This window comes from Brevundimonas sp. M1A4_2e, from assembly GCF_053345555.1.
This window is the reverse complement of record NZ_JBKFAI010000002.1, coordinates 212,075-230,334: the sequence shown is the minus strand read 5'-3', so window position 1 is coordinate 230,334 and position 18,260 is coordinate 212,075. Positions and strand designations below refer to the sequence as shown.

Genomic DNA, 18,260 nt, shown 5'->3' with positions numbered 1-18,260 from the left:
CCTAGGTTCAGGATGGGCCAAAGCGTCATCGCGCGGCCTCGGCCAGACGGGTCTGCAGCTCGCTCCGGCGCGGGTCGGACGGAGCCAGCACGGCGATCAGCGGGCTCCACATGGCCTCGGCCTCGGCCCGGTCGCCGCGCGCCAGGGCCGCGTCGCCCAGATAGAAGCGCGCGCCCAACTGATCCGGGTCCAGCTTGACCGCCTGACGGAAGGCCGCCTCGGCGTCGCCGTCGACCGTTCCCCCGTTGGCCCGCACCAGACTTTCCCCCAGCCGCGCCCAGCTCTGGGCGTCGTCGGGTTGGATGGCCAGCGCGCGGCGGAAGGCCGAGGCCGCGCCGATGGGGTCGCCCGCCTCGAACCGGGCGGCGCCCAGCATGGTCAGGGCCAGACGGTCGTCGGGCCGGTCCTTGACGACCTGCCCGAGCACGGCCGCGACCTGAGCGGGCTCCAGCGCCTCAGGCGCCGAGGCCCACTCGCGCACGCGCGTTTCGTAGGCCTGATCCTTCATGCCCGGCGCGCCGAAGACGGCGTAGAGCCACAGCGTCGCCGCCGCCGTCGCTCCGATCCCGCCCAGCACCCAATATCGATCGCGCGGCCCGGCGACCGGGCGGCGATCCGCGCGGCGGGCGGCCAGCAGGCGGCGCCCCGCCTCGGCCCGCGCAGCGGTCCAGCCCGCCTCGTCCAGCAGGCCGCGCGCCTTCAGCCGGTCCAGCTCGGCCAGCTCCAGCGCGCCCGCATTGCGGTCGGCCACGCTCTCAGCCTGCGCCCCGCGCCGGGCGGCGGACAGCACGGCCAGCCCCGCCAAGGCGGTCACAAGCGCCGTCATGATCCAGAAGATCGTCATGGCCGCCGCTGTAGCGGATCAGGCGGCCGGAGGCGAGGCGCGCGACGACGCACCCGTGTTTGATCTGGCGATAGCCAGCCGCCTCCGCACGGTGCGCGACGCGTCTTTAGCGCCCAGCAGGCCCAGCAGTTCGGCGGTCAGGCCGATCCGTTTGCGGGCCACGCCTTCGTCGTGCGTCTGGCCGTCGTTCAGTTGCTCGATCGCCTCATCGGCCCAGGTCGCCAGCCGTCCCGTCAGGGCCTCGGCGGTCTGACGGCGCTCGGCCTCGCAGCCGAAGACGGCCGCCATGGGCCGCACCTGACCCGTCGCCGTCAGCAGGACCCGCGCCCGCGCCGCCGCCGCCGCATCCGGCAGCTGGCTCAACAGAGGCGTCGGCCGCGTCATCCGTCCAACCAGAGGCGTCCGCTGGACCGGCAGGACCGCATCCAGCGCCTTCTCGGCCGCATCGAAATGCTCAGACAGACGAAGCGCAATCCTCAGGCGCGCCTGACGCACGGCCTTGGCCCAGGCGCTGTCAGGCCGCAGCGGCAGGACGGCGTCGATTTCCGTCAGGATTTCGGCGCACCAGGTCAGGGCCGCCGTCAGCCGCCTGCCCTGGGCGTCGTCCTCAAGGCTCTGGGCGGCGATGTCGGCCGCGCGATGGGCCAGCGCCGATATGATGCGGTCGATCAGCAGATCAGCCTCGTCGCGGCCCGGCGTCGCCTCGCGCCCCGAGGCTCCGATCAGGGCCAACACCCGCAGCATCATCCGCGCTTCGGCCATATGGGCGAAAAGGATCTCCAGCAGCCGCTCGACCCCGCCCGGCCCGGCCGACGAGGCCTGCCGCAGGGCCAGCTTCAGCTCCGCCAGTTCGGCGCCGCTGGGCCGCCCGGTCCAGGCCGACAGATGCGGCAACGCCCGCCGCGCCACCGGCGCCAGGTCCAGACACGCGGCCAACGCCTCGATGCGGTCGGGCGCGGCGCCGGGCCACACGGCCTCGGGCGCATCGCGCAGCACCACGGCGGCGCTGTGGCACAGGCGGTCGGCGACCATGCGCGACAGGTCGTCGTCACGGTCCAGTTGCGGCAACAGCTCGGGCTCGCCTCGCGTCGCCACGCGCCACAGCCGTGCGGGCAGGCCGGCAGGAAAACTCAGCCCCTCCAGCGCGTCGGCGCGCGCCCGGAACAGCGGCGCCAGCGGACCGAAGGCGACCTGGCGGCGGCGGCGATCCAACTGCTCGACCTCGACCAGATCGCGCAGGGCGGCCGCCCGATCCCCCGCCATCGTGCCCGCCAGCCCCAGCAACTGCGGCAGGGCCCGGTCCGGACACCGTTCGATCAAATGAGCCAGAGCGGCCCGCTGGGCGACCGACAGGTCCGCCATCCACGCATCCTCCGGCCCCACTCAGATACCGGCCAAGACCCCGAGGGTGGCCCGACGCGGGTTAACAAGGGCTTTTGAGGAGGAATGTCGAACGCGTCCGATCTGAGAGCCGAAATCGGCCCTCGGCGCCTAAGTCGGGAACTGTAATCGACCCATTGCGGCCATTGACCAAGTGCGCGCAGCAACCTTAGAACCCAACAGATATCAGAAGGAGACTTATGCGCAGGGGCTTACAATCCTGACCGCAAATAGCGGTCTCGCGTCGGCGCCATAGGACGGTCGCCGTGCCTCTTTGCATATCTATCCTTCGGAGTTCTCATGAAGAACGATGACGTCGTGATCCGGCCATATGTGCCAGAAGACTATCTTAAAAAGCTGTCGCGCATTTGGCTTGATGCTTCCCTATTGGCTCATCCTTTTATCGGCGAACAGCGCTTGCGTGATCAACAAACTCTGATCGAAAACGAGTATCTGCCTAATGCCGAGACTTGGGTAGCGTGCGTTGATGATGAGCCTAGCGGCTTTATAAGCCTGATGGATACTTTTATCGGGGGAATCTTCGTTTCTCCCGCCCAGCAAGGGCGCGGTATAGGCCGTCAGCTCATAACCCACGCTCTGAACCTTGCTGGTGAGCTCGAGCTTGAGGTTTACACCGACAATCAGCAGGCCATGAATTTCTACGCCAGCATCGGCTTTCAGGAGTTGTCACGCCGTGCTTGTGATGATGATGGCCATGCTTTTGAAAATGCTCGTCTTCGCCTAATCGGATAAGAGTGAGTCGGGCGGCAAGCACGGCCGCCCGACGATCATTCTGGACTTTAGAATACCCAAGCGGCCTGTCTGGAAACCCCCGACGCAGACCTGCGCAACAGCCGCTTGTCCCTCACCCCTCGGCGGCCGGCAGCTCCAGCACCACCTTCAGCCCGCCCAGGCTGCTGTCGCCCAAGGTGACGCGGCCGCCGTAGGCGCGGGTCAGTTCGTCGACGATCGACAGGCCCAGCCCCGTGCCGGGGGTGTCCTCGTCCATGCGGGTGCCGCGTTTCAGGGCGGTGTCGCGCTGGTCGGCGGGCAGGCCGGGGCCGTCGTCCTCGACCACGGCGATCAGTTGGCCTGGCATGGACGGACCGGCCGAGACCCGCACCCGGCGGCGGCACCATTTGGCGGCGTTCTCCAGCAGGTTGCCGAAGATTTCCTGCAGGTCCTGACGCTCGCCCAGGAAGGCCAGGTCGTCGGGAGCGCGCCAGTCGATCTCGACGCCCTTCTGTTCGAACACCCGCTCCAGCATGACCGCCATCTCGTCCAGCACCTCGCTGACGTCGGTGCGTTCGCCCAGGCCGTGGGCGGCGCGGGCGGCGGCGCGGGCGCGGCGCAGGTGGTGATCGACCTGATCCTGCATCACCTTGGTCTGCTTGCGCACCATGTCGGGCAGCACGCCCTCCTGGGTCCCGGCCTCGGCCAGCATGACGGCCAGCGGGGTCTTCAACGCATGGGCCAGGTTGCCGACGTGGGTGCGCTGGCGTTCAACCGTCTCCTGGTTGTGCGCCAGCAGGCGGTTGACCTGTTCGGCCAGGGGCTGGATTTCCAGCGGATAACCGCCCTCGACCCGGTGCGAGCGGCCCTGGCGCACATTGGAAATCTCGTCGCCCAGATCGAACAGGGGGCGCAGGCCCACCCGCACCTGAATGAACACCGCCGCGACCAGCCCGGCGCCCAAGAGCAGCATGGCGATCCAGGTCACGGTGGCGAACTGGCGCGTGTCGGCGTCGACATCCGAACGGTCGATCCCGGCGAAGAAGACGACCGGCTGCTGGCGGCCGGGCAGTTGTTTCATGCTGGCGGCGATGCGCAGCGGCTCGCCCTTGGGGCCGTCTTCAGCGTTGTAGCTGATAGTCTGACCGAAAGCGTTGCGCAGGCGGCCAGACAGGTCGGGGGCGTACTCCAGGTCGGCGTTGGCCAGGGACGCCGAGCGCGCCAGCACATGCAGCGCGCCTTGAGGCCCCGGCTCGGCGACCATCCAGTATTTTCCCGACAGCAGGCGCTGGGTGCGGGCGTCCCGTATTTCGCCCACGAACACCTCGCGCTCGGGCGTGATGACGGAGGCGACGACGGTCTCGTCGATGGTGTCGCTCAGGGTGTTGCCGAGGCGGCGCAGGGCCGATTCCTGGAACACGGCCGTCAGCACCACCGCCGCCGCCGCCAAGCCGACCAGGATCCATGCGGCGGCCAGCCAGATCAGACGCCGCGTCAGCGAACGGCCGGGCCGCCCGAACCACCGACCCCATTCGCGCCGGGCCGACGAACGCTCGGCGCCATCGGCCCCAGACTCGATCTCGGCCTCGGTGATCGGCTCGGTCATCAGCGAGCGATCAGGCCGCGTCGCTCTCGCCCGCCAGCGGCGACAGGCGATAGCCCAGCCCGCGCACGGTCTCGATGCGGTCCGCGCCGATCTTCTTTCTCAGGCGGCCGACGAAGACCTCAATGGTGTTGGAGTCGCGGTCGAAGTCCTGATCGTACAGGTGTTCGACCAGTTCGGTGCGGCTGATGACCCGGCCCTGATGCATCATCAGATAGTGCAGCAGGCGGTATTCCAGCGAGGTCAACCGCAGCGGTTCCCCGTTGACCGTGGCGCGCGCTGCGCGCGGGTCCAGCCTCAGCCCGCCGCAGGTCAGGGTCGCCGCCGCATGACCGGCCGAGCGGCGCAGCAAGGCGCGCAGGCGGGCCAGAAGCTCCTCGGTGTGGAACGGCTTGGTCAGATAGTCGTCCGCCCCGGCGTCGAAGCCCGCCACCTTGTCCGACCAGGCGCCGCGCGCGGTCAGGATCAGCACCGGCTTCGCCTTGCCTTCGCGGCGCCAGCGCTCCAGCACGGACACGCCGTCGATCTTGGGCAGGCCTAGGTCCAGCACCACCACGTCATAGGGTTCGGTGTCGCCCAGGAACCAGGCTTCCTCGCCGTCCGGCGCGTGGTCGACGGCGTAGCCGGCGTCGGTCAGGGCGGTCTTCAACTGGCGCGACAGATCGACGTCGTCCTCGACAAGCAGCACCCGCATTCAGTCGTCTCCGCGAACCCGGCCGGATCGGCCGTCAACCTGTATGTCCGACACGCGGCCGCCGGGATACTCCCAGCGCACCACATAGTCGCCGCCGCGCTCCTGCACGCCCAACATGCGGCCGGGGCGGCCCGACTGGACGCGACGGGCGACGTCGCCCGGGTTGGCGCGCGGGCTCGACCGGGGCTCATCACGCAGCCCCTGACCCGGATAGTTGCGGGGCGCCTCGCGACGATCCTGAGAACGGCTTTCGTCGCGGTCCCGATCACGGCCGCGCGACTGGGCCGCCGCGTCCGTCAGGGGGACGATGGCGATCAGACCGGCCAGAAGGAGGGCTCGAATACGCATCATGCTCGTCTTCTAGACAGGGGCCTCTGAACGGCGGCTGAACGTGCAGTCTATCGCTGTTCCTCTGAACAAGGAACGCGCGCCCGAGGATTCTCCGTCGCTGTCGCCCTCGCGCCTGATCAGAAGCGCTCCCGCCCGAGAAGGTGACAAAGTTCTCATGCTGATGAACGCCGACTGAAACGCGCCGTTCAGGCGGGGATCAGGCTCAGGGTGGTCTTGTGAGGTCAACGCAGCCCCATCGGTTGCGAAGACCCGAAGGAGTTCGATCATGAAGACCCTGCTGATCCCCGTCCTGGCCGCCACGGTCGCCGCGACCGCCCTGCCCGCCGCGGCGCAATCCTATGATCGTCACGGCCCCTCGCGCGGTCCCGCCTATGAGCAGAACTATGGCGGCTGGCAGTCGGTCAGCCAGCGCAAATACAACCTGGACCGCCGCATCGACCAGGGCGTCCGCACCCGCCAGCTGAGCTCACGCGAAGCCTCGCGCCTCAAGGATGAGTTGGACGGCCTGGTCCGTCTTGAGCGCAACTATACCCGTGGCGGCCTGACCCGCTGGGAGCGCCAGGACCTGGATCGTCGTTATGACCGCCTGTCGGCCAAGATCCGGCTGGAGCGCCGCGACCACAACAACCGTCGCTACTGAGACGGTTCAGCATCAGGGCCTCATCCCTCCCTGTCAGGGGCTCTGCCGAGGGCGCGATCCGAAAGGGTCGCGCCCTTATTCTATGCCGGTTCGATCACCGTGATTTCGGGCCAGCGCCCGCGCGCATTGGCGATCACCCGGTCCCAGCCCTTGGCCAGGCCTCGCGTGGGATTGGGCCGGATCGCCATATCGAACACGTCCTGCAGGCCGAAGGGGGCGACGACGCTGATCGCATCGTCCTTCTCCAGCCGCACCCCCAGGGCGAAGGCCGGGGCGACAAAGCGGGCCGGGGCGTCGTCGGTGCAGGTCAGCGGCTCATAGGTTTCGCCGAACTTGCCTTCGAACCACAGATGGACTCGCGCCTGGTTGCGGACCTCGACGATGTCGCGAAACTCCGGCGCGAACGCCGCTGCGACCCGCTTGATGATCACGTCCTCGGCGTCCCAGGAGGTGTCGCGGTCGAAATAGCCGATGTCGTAATCCTTGACGCCATAGCCCGGCGCCCGGCCGGTCCGCTCGTTCCACACCGACTGGTAGACCGCCCCCGAAAACAGCCGCCAGTTCGGCAGGTCCAGATCGCGCATCACGCCCAGCACATGCATCAGGTCCGCATTGGCGCGGACGATCTCGGTCAGGCGGGTCTCAAGCTCCGCAGCCGTCGTCACCCCTTCCACGCTCATCGCAGGGGCCATCCGTGATCCAGCGGCCCGTGACCCTGACCCAGCCCCGGCGCGCGGCGGATGGCTTCGGCGACATAGGCCCAGGCTTCAGCCACCGCCGTCGTCAGGGGCAGGCCCTTGGCGATGCCCGCTGCGCAGGCGCTGGCCAGGGTGCAGCCGGTGCCGTGGGTATGGCGGGTCTGCACCCGCTCGCTTTCCAGCACCGTCTCGCCGTCGGCGGTCAGCAGCAGGTCGGTCACCGTCTCGCCGGACACATGGCCGCCCTTCATCAACACCGCGCGAGCGCCCATCGCCAGCAAGGCTTCGCCCGCGCGGCGCTGACCGTCCAGATCGAGGACCGCGATCCCGGTCAGAGCCTCGGCCTCGGGTGCATTGGGGGTCAGCAGGGCCGCGCGCGGCACCATCAGGCGCCGCACCGCCTCGACCGCCGCCTCGGCCAGCAGAGGCGAGCCGCCCTTGGCGATCATCACCGGATCGACCACGGCTGGCACGCCGCCCGCATAGTCGATCAGACCGGCGACCGTTTCGACCACCTCAACCGAGCCCAGCATGCCGGTCTTCAGGGCGTCCGCGCCGATATCGTCCAGGACCGCCCGGGCCTGCGCCTCGATCACGTCCAGCGGCACAGGATGCACGCCGTGAACGCCCAGGGTGTTCTGAACGGTGATGGCGGTGATCGCCGTGGCGGCGAACCCGCCCAGCATGGTTACGGCTTTGATATCCGCCTGTATGCCCGCGCCGCCGCCGGAGTCCGATCCCGCCAGGATCAGCACCCGGCCCAGCGGCTTCGTCGCCGCTTCGACGAGAGAGGTCATCAGTGGGCCCCCGAAAACAGCTTCAACCCGACAATGCCCGCCACGATCAGCAGGATGCAGACGGCCCGCACCGCCGTCGCCGGCTCGCCATAGACGGCGATCCCCACCGCCGCCGCCCCGACCGCGCCGATGCCGGTCCAGACCGCATAGGCCGTGCCTACCGGCAGCTTCTGGGTCGCCGCCCACAGGCCGATCATGCTCGCCGCCAGGGCGAGCGCCACGCCCAGCGAAACCAACGGTCGCTGAAGGCCGACGTATTTGACGCCGGACGCCCACCCCACCTCGAAAAGCCCCGCCACGACGAGGACCAACCAGGGATTCAGGGACAGCAACCAGGACATGACGGCTGCATGGCTGATGGCGAAGCGTCAGACAAGGGATCACGCATCGAAAGGCGCCGCACTTTCAGCTCAGGCGGCCAGGATGGAAAGGTTGTGCTAAAACAACGTGAAAATGAACGATGCTACCCAGAAAGCAAGTGGGCGCACAAAGTTATTGCAACGTTCTGTGGGGTTTTTGGCAAAATCTGGTAAAATTTCCGCAACAACTGCAGCCGTATAAGCGTTGCCATGCCGGAATTATGATAGAGAGGGCTTTATGGAAGCTCCTGTGGTGAAGACTGGGATGTTGATCCGTCGGCCCGCCGACGAAGTCTACCAGGCCTTTACCGAGCCGGGCGTGACTTCGTGGTTCTGGTTCACCCACGCAGATCGACGGATGTCGCCCGGCGCCCACTTGACCTGGACCTGGGGCATGTACGGCGTCGCCACGCGCGTTGTGGTGAAGGCGCTCGAGCCCAATCGCCGCATCCTGATCGACTGGAATCTGGACGACGATCCGACCGAAGTGGAATGGACGTTCGAAGAGCGCGGCCCGGCGACCTGGGTCGAGGTTTCAAACCGCGGCTTTCCCGCCTCCGACGCAGGCGTAAAGGCCGCGCTCGAAGCGATGGAAGGCTTCACCCTGGCGCTGGCGGGCGCCAAGATCTGGCTGGAGCGCGCCATCGAGCCGACCTTCATCCTGGACCGGTTCCCTGATCAGGTCCTGCCGAGCTGGAAGCCTAAACTCTAAGCCCTAGTTTCCAGCCGCGCCCTCGACCGCCGCCTGAAGCTGCAAGGCCTGAACCGTCTCGCGCACGTCGTGGACGCGCACCATCCGTGCGCCGCGCCGCGCCGCCTCCAGCGCCAGCGCCAGCGAACCGCCCAGCCGATCCGCCGCATCCAGCGCCGTCGCGTCCACTCCCTGGATCATCCGTTTGCGGCTGGCCGCGTAAAGGATCGGAAAGCCCAGCGCGACCAAAGCCTCCAATCGCGCCGTCAGCGTCAGATTATGCGCCGTCGTCTTGGCGAAGCCGAGGCCGGGGTCCAGCCAGATCCTGTCGCGCGCCACGCCCGCCGCCACCGCCGCTGCGGCGCGAGCGGCCAGATGGGCCGTGACCTCGGCGACCACATCGTCATAGCGAGGGTCGTCCTGCATGGTCTTGGGCGCGCCCTTCATATGCATCAGCACCACCTCGCAGCCCAGTTCGGCGGCGACGGACAGACTGTCGGGCGCATAGCCGAGCGCCGAGACGTCGTTCCACATCGTCGCCCCAGCGGCGACGGCGGCGCGGGCCACGGCCGGCTTCATGGTGTCGATGCTGATCGGCCCGGCCCAGCGCGCGCGCAGGGCGGCGATCAAGGGCAGGGTGCGGGCCGCCTCTTCGTCCTCGCCGACCGGATCTGAGCCCGGCCGGGTGCTTTCGCCGCCGATGTCGAGCACGTCAGCGCCCTGCGCGATCAATCGCAGGGCGTGCTCAAGCGCGGCCTCCGGCGTCGTCAGCCGCCCCCCGTCGGAAAAACTGTCGGGCGTGACGTTGACGATGCCCATGACCAGGGGTCGCTTCACGGGGGATTGAAGGCTCATGCGACGATGACTCCGCGAGCGCCGGTTTGACTTTCGCTGCGCTGGGGTTCAGCCTCTAACGGCAATGAAACGCTTCGTCAGCCAGGCTCGACGCCTCACCCACGCGGGACGCCGCGTCGAAGGCTCTTAACCCGTAGCGGTCTGCCACGCGCGCGCCCGCGCCGGGCGCCCGCTACGGGACCCCGTTGCACGCTTTCGGTTCCCTTTTTTTATCATCGCAGAAACAGGCCGGTCGGCGACCGGACCAAGAGACTTTGCGCCATGACCACCGAAATTCATAACCACAGCCTGCCGGCTGCACCTCAGCCCGACGCCGGCGGGGCCGAGATTATTCCTTTCCGGCGCCCTAGCGCGCCCGACAGCGGGCCGCCGCTCGCGCCGGATCCTGACGACCATCAACCCGACGACGACGGCCCCTCAGCCGCCTGAGCGCGTCGGCCCTATCGCTTTTTTCGAGAACGAGACGTTCCATGACCACCCCTCGCAAGGGCGCCCTGCCCGCCATCACGCTTCGCAGCGACGACTTCGACGCCCTGGACCGCCTGGTCGGCGACCTGCCCGGCTCAGGCCCCGCCGGCTTGCTGCAACAGGAGTTGGACCGCGCCAAGGTGTGCGAACCCAAGGCCATGCCCAAGAACGTCGTGACCCTGAACCGCTGGCTGCACTATTCGGACGACCACAGCCCCGAAGTGCGGCGTGTCCAGTTGGTCCTGCCCAAGGAAGCCGACATCGACGCCGGGCGCGTCTCCATCCTGTCCTACGTCGGCGCGGGCCTGATCGGCCTGAAGGAAGGCCAGTCCATCACGTGGCCTGATCCGTCCGGCGCTGCGCGCAAGCTGACCCTGGTCAAGCTGGAAGACCCCGAGCCAGCGAACTAAGTCGAGGCCTGAATTAAAGAAGGGGCGCGCCCATCGGACGCGCCCCTTTTTCGTGGCTGCTATATCGCCGTTCAGACCGCGGGAGCCGGTTCAGCCGGCGCCGCAGGCTCGTCCTCCGGCGTGGCTGGGACGGACAGCGACGGGCCGGCGACCGTGTCGTTTTCCTCCCGCTTGGGCGGCTGGCCCTTTTCCAGCAGGTCCCGGATCTCGTCGCCCGACAGAGTCTCGTACTCCAACAGGGCCTGCGACAGCTTCTCGTGGTCGCTCGCCTTGTCGGTCAGGATGCGGCGCGCCTCTTCCCAGCCTTCGGTGACGATGCGGCGGACCTCTTCGTCGATGATGCGGGCCGTCTCTTCAGAGACGTTCTGGCTGCGCGAGACCGAGTGGCCCAGGAAAACCTCCTCCTGGTTCTCACCATAGGCCACCGTGCCCAGACGCTCCGAGAAGCCCCAGCGCGTGACCATGGCGCGCGCCAGCTTGGTGGCCTGCTCGATGTCCGAGCTGGCGCCCGAGGTGATGCTCTCCGGCCCGAAGATCAACTCTTCGGCGACGCGGCCGCCGGCCATGATGGCGATGCGGTCGATCATCTGCTGGAACTTCATGGAGTAGCGGTCGCCTTCCGGCAACTGCATCACCATGCCGAGCGCCCGGCCGCGCGGGACGATGGTCGCCTTGTGCACCGGGTCGGCCATCTTGACGTTGATGGCGACGATGGCGTGGCCGGCCTCGTGATAGGCGGTCAGGCGGCGCTCTTCCTCGTTCATGGCCATGGACTTCCGCTCGGAGCCCATCATGACCTTGTCCTTGGCGTCCTCGAAGTCGCGGTGCGTGACCATGCGACGGTCCTTGCGGGCCGCCATCAGGGCCGCTTCGTTGACCAGATTGGCCAGGTCGGCGCCCGAGAAGCCTGGCGTGCCGCGCGCCAGCGTCTTGACGTTGACGTCGGCGGCCAGGGGCACGTCCTTCATGTGGACGCGCAGGATGCGCTCGCGGCCCGAGACGTCGGGATTGGGCACCACGACCTGACGGTCGAAGCGGCCCGGACGCAGCAGGGCCGGGTCCAGCACGTCGGGACGGTTGGTCGCGGCGATCAGAATGATGTTCTCAGACGCTTCGAAGCCGTCCATCTCGACCAGCAGCTGGTTCAGCGTCTGCTCGCGCTCGTCGTTGCCGCCGCCCAGGCCCGCGCCCCGGTGGCGACCCACGGCGTCGATTTCATCGATGAAGATGATGCACGGCGCGTTCTTCTTGGCCTGCTCGAACATGTCGCGCACGCGGCTGGCGCCGACGCCGACGAACATTTCGACGAAGTCCGAACCCGAAATCGAGAAGAAGGGCACGCCCGCCTCGCCCGCCACCGCGCGCGCCAGCAGGGTCTTGCCGGTGCCCGGAGGGCCCACCAGCAGGGCGCCCTTGGGGATCTTGCCGCCCAGACGCTGGAACTTGGCCGGGTCCTTCAGGAAATCGACGACCTCCTGCAGTTCGTCCTTGGCCTCGTCCACGCCCGCGACGTCGTCGAAGGTCTTGCGGCCCTTGTGCTCGGTCAGCAGCTTGGCCTTGGACTTGCCGAAGCCCATCGCGCCCTTCGCCCCGCCCTGCATGCGGTTCATAATGAACAGCCAGAAGGCGACAATCAGCGCCACCGGCAGCAGCAGGCCCAGCAGGCCCGACCACCACGGCTGGCGGGTGCTCTTGACCTCGACGTCGCCGCCGCTGGTGCGGATCTGGTTCAGCAGGTCGACGTTCGGCACCGGCGTCACGGCGTTAAACTTGACGCCGTCCTTCTTCTCGCCGGTCATGGCGTCGCCGCGCACGACCACGGACTTGATCTGCTGCGCCTCTACGGCGGTCATCAGCTCCGAATAGGTCAGGGTCTCAGGGCGTCCGGCGGCGCCTTCCTTGGCGCCGGGCATGGCCGGGCCGCCGTTCTGGCTGATCGCGGCGTAGACGCTCACCAGTCCCAACAGGATCACGGCCCAGATGGCGAAATTGCGCAGGTTCATTCGGTCCTCGGTTCCTCGACAGGGCCGCGCTGGGCTCGTCGATCAGCAGTCTTCGCCTGAAAATAGGTCAGACGGCGGCGTTTCGCCATGAAGGGTTTGAAAGAGTCCGGCTTCCTGCGTCGTTTCGCCCTCGGCGGGAGGCAGAGCCAAGGCCAATCGGCGCAGGCCCAGCGCCCTGACCTGCGCCGCGCGCCAGGCCAGCCGCGCCCGCCCCGCGCCGTCGATCAGCACCGGTGCGGCCGCCCGGGCGGCGGGCGGCAGACCAGACAAGGCCGCCCGCTCCTGATCCGGCAGTTGCGCCAACCGCCCCGCCGCCGCCTCCGCGCGCAGACCGGGCCGGTCGGTCGTGATCTCAAAGCGCCCGTCCCAGACGGCGGCGACGCCCGGCGTCAGGTCGAGCGGCGCGACTGGACGACGCCGCCATTCGCCCGGCTCGCGCATCGCTCGCACGCGGGCGCCAGACGCCTCGATGCGGGCGGCGCACAGGACGGCGGTGAAATCCTCTCCGGACGCCAGCCGGAACTGAAGAGCCGCCAGCCGGTCCCCGCGCGGCGGCGTCGCGCCTCCGCCTGCACAGAGCAGGACGGCGGCCAGCGCCGAGGCGGATGCGTCGCGCGACAGAGGCAAAACCCCGGCCCACGCCTGATCGCTGTCACTCCCCCTTCCCCCTTGAGGAGGAAAGGGCCGGGGATGGGGGTGGGCGCACGACGCCTGGGAAGGAGCCTCAAGAGAAGGCGCCGTCACCCGCGCCTGAGCGGAAGGCACAGCGTCCACACCCCCGCCCACCCCTCCCCCCTCGAGGGGGAGGGCTTTAGAAAGGGCCGCCCGCGCCCGGCCTCGCCCATAGCGCACGTCGCTGTTGGCCGGGTCTTCCAGCCATGTCAGGCTCCGTCGCCGCAAGTGACCGCGCAACGCCTCGCGCCGTTCCTCCAGCACCGGGCGCAGCAGCATCAGCCCGCGCCCCTCGGGCCAGGCGGGCGACGGCGACCAGCGGCGCAGGCGTCCCAGCGTCGCGCCCTCGGCCCGCATCCACTCGCCCTCGGCGACGTCATCGGCAGTGTGGCCGGTCAGGATGACGCGCGCCCCCGCATCCCGCGCCGCCTCGGCCAGCAGGGCGTGGCGCGCCGCCCGCGCCCGCGCCGGAAGCCCGGCGCCGCCTCGCGCCTGCGCCCAGACCAGACCGCGCCAGTCGGCGCCCGCCGCGCGCGCTGCCTCGGCGGCGAACCGCGTCCAGGCCGCGCTGTCGGGATTGAGGTTGTGATCGACCGTCAGGGCCAGCAGCCCCCGCCCCCTCGCGCGCGCCCATTCGGCGGCGAGGTCCAGCAGGGCCATGGAGTCGCCCCCGCCCGACAGGGCCAGGGCGACCGGCTCAGGTCCAATGTGGTTCAGACGCGCGTCCAGCCGGGCGAAGACCCGGCCGGCCAGATCGCTCATCAGCTGCAGCTGGCGCGCGTCCGCAGCTGGGTCGCGCGGGTCTTCTGCGCCGCCGTGGCCGCCTCGGCATAGCGGCGGCCGAACTCGGTCAGGGCGCCGCAGGCCTGGGTCGCACGGTCGGTGGCGCGCAGGGCCTCGGCCAGCTTCAGCGTCGTCTCAGGCGCCCACGGCGTGCGCGGCCAGCCGTTCAGAGCCGCGGCATAGGCCTGGACCGCCGCGGCGTTGTCGCGCGCGGCGACGTGCAGGTCGCCCAGACGGCTGTTGGCTTCGCGCGCCTGGGGCGTGTTCGGCCAGGTGACGATGACGGTCTCCAGCGCGCGGCCGCCACGCACGGCGTCCTCGCCCGCCAGACGCATGGCGGCCTGCAGGTCCTGAGCCGCGTCGCCGGTGGGCGAGTTGGCGACCACCGGGCCGTTCAGTTCAGCGGCTTCCTCAGCAGCCTTCTCGGCGCGCTCGACCCGACCTTCCAGATCGCGCAGGCGACGGCTCAACTGCGTATTCTCGCGCGTCGCCTCGTCAAGTTGGAACGTCAGCCGCTCGCTGTCGGCGTTCATGCGCTGGAACGTCTGTTCCACGTCGCCCAGACGGCGCTCTAGGATCGAGACCTGCCCCTGCAGCGCCACGACCTCGGGGTCCAGCTCGACCAGAACGGGTTCTCCGGCGGCGTTGCGCTGGGTCAGGGCGCGCTCAAGACGGCGGACGTTGCGGTCCAGCTGGTCCAGGCGGCGCTTGTCCCACTGGATCGGCTCCATCGGCTGGACCTGGGCGACGACGGCGCCCCCGATCAACGTCAGGCCGATCGCCGTCAGGACGGCGGGTTTCGTAAGGCGGAAAGGCGTCTTCAGCATGGCTCTGTCGTCCCACCGATTTGCGGCGACGGCAAGGCCCAGATCAATGTCCGAAGCCTAGATAGAGGATGGAGACGATGAACAGCGTCGCCGCGATCTCGCAGAAGATCAACAGCACGACCGTCCGCCACAGGGTCGAGAAGACCGACAGGCTGTAGGCGCCCTTCAGTTGGGCGAACATGTGCACCGGCACGATCAGGGCCGCGATGACGCCGACGGCTCCGCCCGCCCCCTTCAGCGTCGTCGCCACGACGACGACCGCCATCAACAAGAGCGACATGAAGGTCAGGGAGTAAAGGACGAAGACCCCATGGTCGTAGAGCGTGAAGCCTCGCTTCCACAGGAACATCAGGGCCACGAACGGGATCGACAACGGCACCAGCAGGAAGGCGAATTTGTAGATGGTCTGCTGCAGCTTGTAGAGCGCCAGGTCAGGGTTCTTCAGCTTCTTGGCGATCGTCTTGGTCAGGCCGTTGGTCTTGCCGTCCTCTCCGGCGCTCGCGGCCATGTCAGCCACCTGAGCCTGCCAGCTTCCCGGCGCCAGACCGTCCTTGCGCCCCTCGACGGCGTCCTTCTGCAGGCGCTCAAGTCGCGCCTTCTCGTTGATCAGCCCCGCTTCGGCCGCAGCCAGCACGCCGGCGGCCACCCCGGCCCGAGCGCCGCTGTCGACAGGCGGGGGCGACCCGTCAACGGGCTGCGAGGCCGTCTGTGCGAGGTCCGCCTCTTTCCGCGCGGCGGCGACGGCCGCTTCGGCGGCGGTCACGGCCTCTTTCTGAGCCTCGATCTGCTGGGGCAAGGACGCCAAAGTCACCTCCCGCTCGGGCATGAAGCTGAGCGCGAAGAACATGACGAAAAGGGTGAACAGAAACATCGCCAGCGGCGACACATAGCGCGTCCGCTTGCCTTCAACCCACTCGCGCGTCAGCCGCCCAGGGTTGACGATCAGCAGCGGCAGGGTCCGCCACAGACGACCGTCGAAATGCATGACCCCGTGCAGCAGCTCTTCGCCCAGATGCAGCAGGGTGCGGTGGACGTGGGCCGGCTGACCGCAGTTGGAGCAAAACCGGCCCGTGACCTCTGCGCCGCAGTCGGCGCACACGCTACGAGGCTGACCCGCTTGGCCGGTCGGCTTCTCGATCGCTCCAGCGATGACGCCTGCCGTCATGGCCCCGCCTGCCGCCTCCAGATCCATACCGCGCCTCCCCCCGATTCAAGGCGGACTTTGATCCTCACTGGGCGCAAAGAAAAGAGGCGCCGGCTTGCGCCGACGCCTCGATCCCTCAGTTCTTCGCCTGCGGCTTAGCGCGGGGCGCCCGACACGATGGCCGTGCGGCCGTTGCGGTTCTGGGCCCAGGCCGCCTCATTGGAGCCTTCAGCGATCGGACGTTCCTTGCCGAAGCTGATGGTGTCGATGCGGCTGGCGGCGACGCCGCGGCTGATCAGGTAAGAGCGAATGGCCTCGGCGCGACGGGCGCCCAGGGCCAGGTTGTATTCGCGCGTGCCGCGCTCGTCGGCGTTGCCTTCGATGCGGACGGTCACCTGCGGGTAGCGGGCCAGCCAGGCGGCCTGCGCGTCCAGACGCGGCTGGGCCTCGGAACGCACCGAATAGGAGTCCAGGTCGAAGTAGACGCGGTCGCCGACGTTGACGACGAAGTCCTGTTCCGAGCCCGGCGCGGCGGCGCCGACGTTGCCGCCGGTGACCGGGGTGCTCGGCGCGGTCGGATACTGCGGCCCGGTGGCGGGCGGAGGGGTTTCGGTCGGGACGGCGGGCTCGACCTTGGGCTTGGTGCAGGCGGCCAGCGAGGTCACGGCGCCGCCGACGGCGGCGAGCCGGATCAGGGTGGAGGCGTTCATGTAATTCTCCTTCTCATTCGGTTCGAGGCCGATGCCTCTAGCTTAGCTGTATTTCACGGCTGCTACAGCGCTATGCAGCGGTACGCTAGCGGTGATAACGCACAGTTTATGGCAATGGCTCCGCTACCGACGCAGCGACGGCGAATCCGCGTTACGCCGGGCAGGAATCCGGGCCTTGACCGATGCCCAGATTGACCGGCGGCGCATCCAGCAGCCCCGACCAGGCGGGGTCGGAACCGCGCCCGTCATAGCCCGCCTGAGACACGACGCGGCCCGACAGATCCACCGTCCACAGACGGGTGTCGCCGCCCGGGCTCTGACGCGCGAAGGCGATGTAGCGGCCGTTCGGCGCCCAGGACGGGCCTTCCTCGAAATAGGAGGACGACAGGATGCGCTCGCCGGTGCCGTCGGACTTCATCACGCCGATGTGGAAACGGCCGCCCTGCTGCTTGGTGAAGGCGATCAGGTCGCCGCGCGGGCTCCAGGCCGGGGCGGTGTAGAGGCCGCCGCCACGGCTGATCGGGCGCTGGCCCGAGCCGTCGGCCCGCATGGTGTAGAGGCGCGCCGAGCCCGAACGGTCCGAGGTGAAGACGATCTGATTGCCGTCGGGGCTGAACGAGGGCGAGGTGTCGATGCCTGGATCGGTCGTCAGGCGCGACAACTGACGGCTGCGCAGGTTCATCACATAGACGTCCGTGTTGCCGCCCCGGATGATCGAGAAGGCCATCTTCGATCCGTCGTTCGAGAAGCGCGGCGCCAGCACCTGGCCGTCGAACTCGCCCAGGCTTTCGCGGCGGCCGGTCGACAGGTTGTAAAGGTAGATGCGGCTGTAGTCCCTGCCCAGGGCCACATAGGTCACTTCATCGGGGTTCGAGGCCGAGAAGCGCGGCGACATGATCACCTCGTCGCCCTGGGTCAGGAAGACGGGGTTGTAGCCGTCCTGATCCACGATGGTCAGGCGAGACAGCTTGTTCAGCTGGGTGCCGCTTTCCGACACGAACAGGACGCGCGAATCGAAGAAGCCCGCCTCGCCCGTCAGGCGCTGATAGACCACGTCCGAGATCTTGTGCGCGATGCGGCGCCACTGCTCCGACGTGGCGGTGAACTGGTAGGAGACCAACTGGCACTGGCGGTAGGGGTCGTACAGACGGAAGCCCACGTCGATCCGACCGTCCGCGCGCGGCGTCACGCCGCCGTACAGCACCGCCTGGGCGCCGATGGAGGTCCACTGCGGAAAGTTCGGCGCATTGGCCAGGGTCAGGCCCGTCTCGACGAAGCTGGCCGGGTTCAGCGGATCGAAGAAGCCCGACCGCTTCAGATTGCCGCTGATGACGCCCGAGATCTGCGACCCGTTCTGGCCGGTGAAGGGAACAACGGCGATCTGCAGCGGGCGCAGGACGCCCTCATCGACCACCACGTCCTGCATCGGCGCCGATGACGGCGCCGTCGACTGGGCCTGCACCGATCCGCCCAGCGCCAGAGGGGCGGTCAACGCCAACGCAGCGGCCGAGGCGAGAAAACGGTTCAGGCGCATGGGTCATTCCTTCGCAGATCGTGACAGGGTCGGGCCCGGTCGCCCCTCATAGCATCAGCGCGACC

General features: G+C 68.6%; 19 protein-coding genes. 4 read left to right on the top strand and 15 right to left on the bottom strand.

Annotated elements, in window-relative coordinates; genetic code table 11:
* Positions 1-25: 25 nt before the first annotated feature.
* A complete protein-coding gene (gene ccmI, locus ACLBV5_RS05725) occupies positions 26-844 on the bottom strand; it encodes a c-type cytochrome biogenesis protein CcmI (RefSeq protein WP_447605077.1) in 819 nt (272 codons plus the stop codon).
* An 18-nt stretch (positions 845-862) separates the two neighbouring features.
* On the bottom strand, positions 863-2,206 hold the full coding sequence (locus ACLBV5_RS05720) for a hypothetical protein (protein ID WP_447605076.1): 1,344 nt from the start codon (positions 2,204-2,206) through the stop codon (positions 863-865).
* A gap of 318 nt (positions 2,207-2,524) precedes the next feature.
* Here ACLBV5_RS05720 and ACLBV5_RS05715 point away from each other — a divergent pair, with 318 nt between their 5' ends.
* On the top strand, positions 2,525-2,977 hold the full coding sequence (locus tag ACLBV5_RS05715) for a GNAT family N-acetyltransferase (protein WP_447605075.1): 453 nt from the start codon (positions 2,525-2,527) through the stop codon (positions 2,975-2,977).
* A gap of 112 nt (positions 2,978-3,089) precedes the next feature.
* On the opposite strand, the gene ACLBV5_RS05710 is transcribed toward ACLBV5_RS05715, so the two are convergent.
* From ACLBV5_RS05710 to ACLBV5_RS05700, 3 genes are read right to left on the bottom strand one after another with little or no spacing between them, the layout of a single operon-like run.
* Positions 3,090-4,562, bottom strand: coding sequence for a sensor histidine kinase (locus tag ACLBV5_RS05710; RefSeq protein ID WP_312448742.1), 1,473 nt, complete (start codon positions 4,560-4,562; stop codon positions 3,090-3,092).
* A 10-nt stretch (positions 4,563-4,572) separates the two neighbouring features.
* Complete coding sequence (locus ACLBV5_RS05705) at positions 4,573-5,253, bottom strand: response regulator transcription factor (protein WP_447605074.1); 681 nt, start codon at positions 5,251-5,253, stop codon at positions 4,573-4,575.
* On the bottom strand, positions 5,254-5,604 hold the full coding sequence (locus tag ACLBV5_RS05700) for a hypothetical protein (RefSeq protein ID WP_025978533.1): 351 nt from the start codon (positions 5,602-5,604) through the stop codon (positions 5,254-5,256).
* Between the two features lie 265 nt (positions 5,605-5,869).
* Here ACLBV5_RS05700 and ACLBV5_RS05695 point away from each other — a divergent pair, with 265 nt between their 5' ends.
* Positions 5,870-6,244, top strand: coding sequence for a hypothetical protein (locus ACLBV5_RS05695; protein ID WP_134582369.1), 375 nt, complete (start codon positions 5,870-5,872; stop codon positions 6,242-6,244).
* An 80-nt stretch (positions 6,245-6,324) separates the two neighbouring features.
* Here the strand turns inward: ACLBV5_RS05695 and ACLBV5_RS05690 are convergent, their stop codons facing one another.
* From ACLBV5_RS05690 to ACLBV5_RS05680, 3 genes are read right to left on the bottom strand one after another with little or no spacing between them, the layout of a single operon-like run.
* Positions 6,325-6,936 carry a nucleotidyltransferase family protein gene (locus tag ACLBV5_RS05690; protein WP_447605073.1) on the bottom strand — a complete coding sequence of 204 codons (612 nt, stop codon included), beginning with the start codon at positions 6,934-6,936 and terminating at the stop codon, positions 6,325-6,327.
* Positions 6,921-7,739 (bottom strand): bifunctional hydroxymethylpyrimidine kinase/phosphomethylpyrimidine kinase, encoded by an 819-nt coding sequence (gene thiD, locus ACLBV5_RS05685; protein ID WP_447605072.1) that lies wholly within the window; start codon positions 7,737-7,739, stop codon positions 6,921-6,923. The genes ACLBV5_RS05690 and thiD overlap by 16 nt, the downstream gene beginning before the upstream one ends.
* Entirely contained in the window at positions 7,739-8,080 is a 342-nt protein-coding gene (locus ACLBV5_RS05680; RefSeq protein WP_025978537.1) for a DMT family transporter, read from the bottom strand. Before ACLBV5_RS05680 ends, thiD begins: the two co-directional genes overlap by 1 nt.
* A gap of 283 nt (positions 8,081-8,363) precedes the next feature.
* Between ACLBV5_RS05680 and ACLBV5_RS05675 the strand changes: the two genes are divergently transcribed.
* Positions 8,364-8,810: an SRPBCC domain-containing protein gene (locus ACLBV5_RS05675; RefSeq protein ID WP_313633906.1), complete on the top strand. Its 447-nt coding sequence runs from the start codon at positions 8,364-8,366 to the stop codon at positions 8,808-8,810.
* A 3-nt stretch (positions 8,811-8,813) separates the two neighbouring features.
* Here ACLBV5_RS05675 and folP read toward each other — a convergent pair whose 3' ends face one another.
* Complete coding sequence (gene folP, locus ACLBV5_RS05670) at positions 8,814-9,644, bottom strand: dihydropteroate synthase (RefSeq protein WP_447605071.1); 831 nt, start codon at positions 9,642-9,644, stop codon at positions 8,814-8,816.
* A gap of 470 nt (positions 9,645-10,114) precedes the next feature.
* Between folP and rnk the strand changes: the two genes are divergently transcribed.
* Entirely contained in the window at positions 10,115-10,522 is a 408-nt protein-coding gene (rnk, locus tag ACLBV5_RS05665; RefSeq protein WP_025978540.1) for a nucleoside diphosphate kinase regulator, read from the top strand.
* A gap of 71 nt (positions 10,523-10,593) precedes the next feature.
* On the opposite strand, the gene ftsH is transcribed toward rnk, so the two are convergent.
* The 6 genes from ftsH to tolB form a co-directional block, all read right to left on the bottom strand.
* On the bottom strand, positions 10,594-12,525 hold the full coding sequence (gene ftsH / locus ACLBV5_RS05660; protein ID WP_447605070.1) for an ATP-dependent zinc metalloprotease FtsH: 1,932 nt from the start codon (positions 12,523-12,525) through the stop codon (positions 10,594-10,596).
* 42 nt (positions 12,526-12,567) lie between these two features.
* Positions 12,568-13,959, bottom strand: a complete 1,392-nt coding sequence (tilS, locus tag ACLBV5_RS05655) for a tRNA lysidine(34) synthetase TilS (protein WP_447605069.1) — start codon at positions 13,957-13,959, stop codon at positions 12,568-12,570.
* Positions 13,959-14,807, bottom strand: coding sequence for a tol-pal system protein (locus tag ACLBV5_RS05650; RefSeq protein ID WP_025978543.1), 849 nt, complete (start codon positions 14,805-14,807; stop codon positions 13,959-13,961). The genes tilS and ACLBV5_RS05650 overlap by 1 nt, the downstream gene beginning before the upstream one ends.
* A gap of 43 nt (positions 14,808-14,850) precedes the next feature.
* On the bottom strand, positions 14,851-15,999 hold the full coding sequence (locus ACLBV5_RS05645; RefSeq protein ID WP_447605068.1) for a DUF3667 domain-containing protein: 1,149 nt from the start codon (positions 15,997-15,999) through the stop codon (positions 14,851-14,853).
* A gap of 107 nt (positions 16,000-16,106) precedes the next feature.
* Positions 16,107-16,661: a peptidoglycan-associated lipoprotein Pal gene (gene pal, locus ACLBV5_RS05640; RefSeq protein WP_447605067.1), complete on the bottom strand. Its 555-nt coding sequence runs from the start codon at positions 16,659-16,661 to the stop codon at positions 16,107-16,109.
* Positions 16,662-16,812: 151 nt separating this feature from the next.
* Positions 16,813-18,195, bottom strand: a complete 1,383-nt coding sequence (gene tolB, locus ACLBV5_RS05635; RefSeq protein ID WP_025978546.1) for a Tol-Pal system beta propeller repeat protein TolB — start codon at positions 18,193-18,195, stop codon at positions 16,813-16,815.
* Positions 18,196-18,260: the final 65 nt, after the last annotated feature.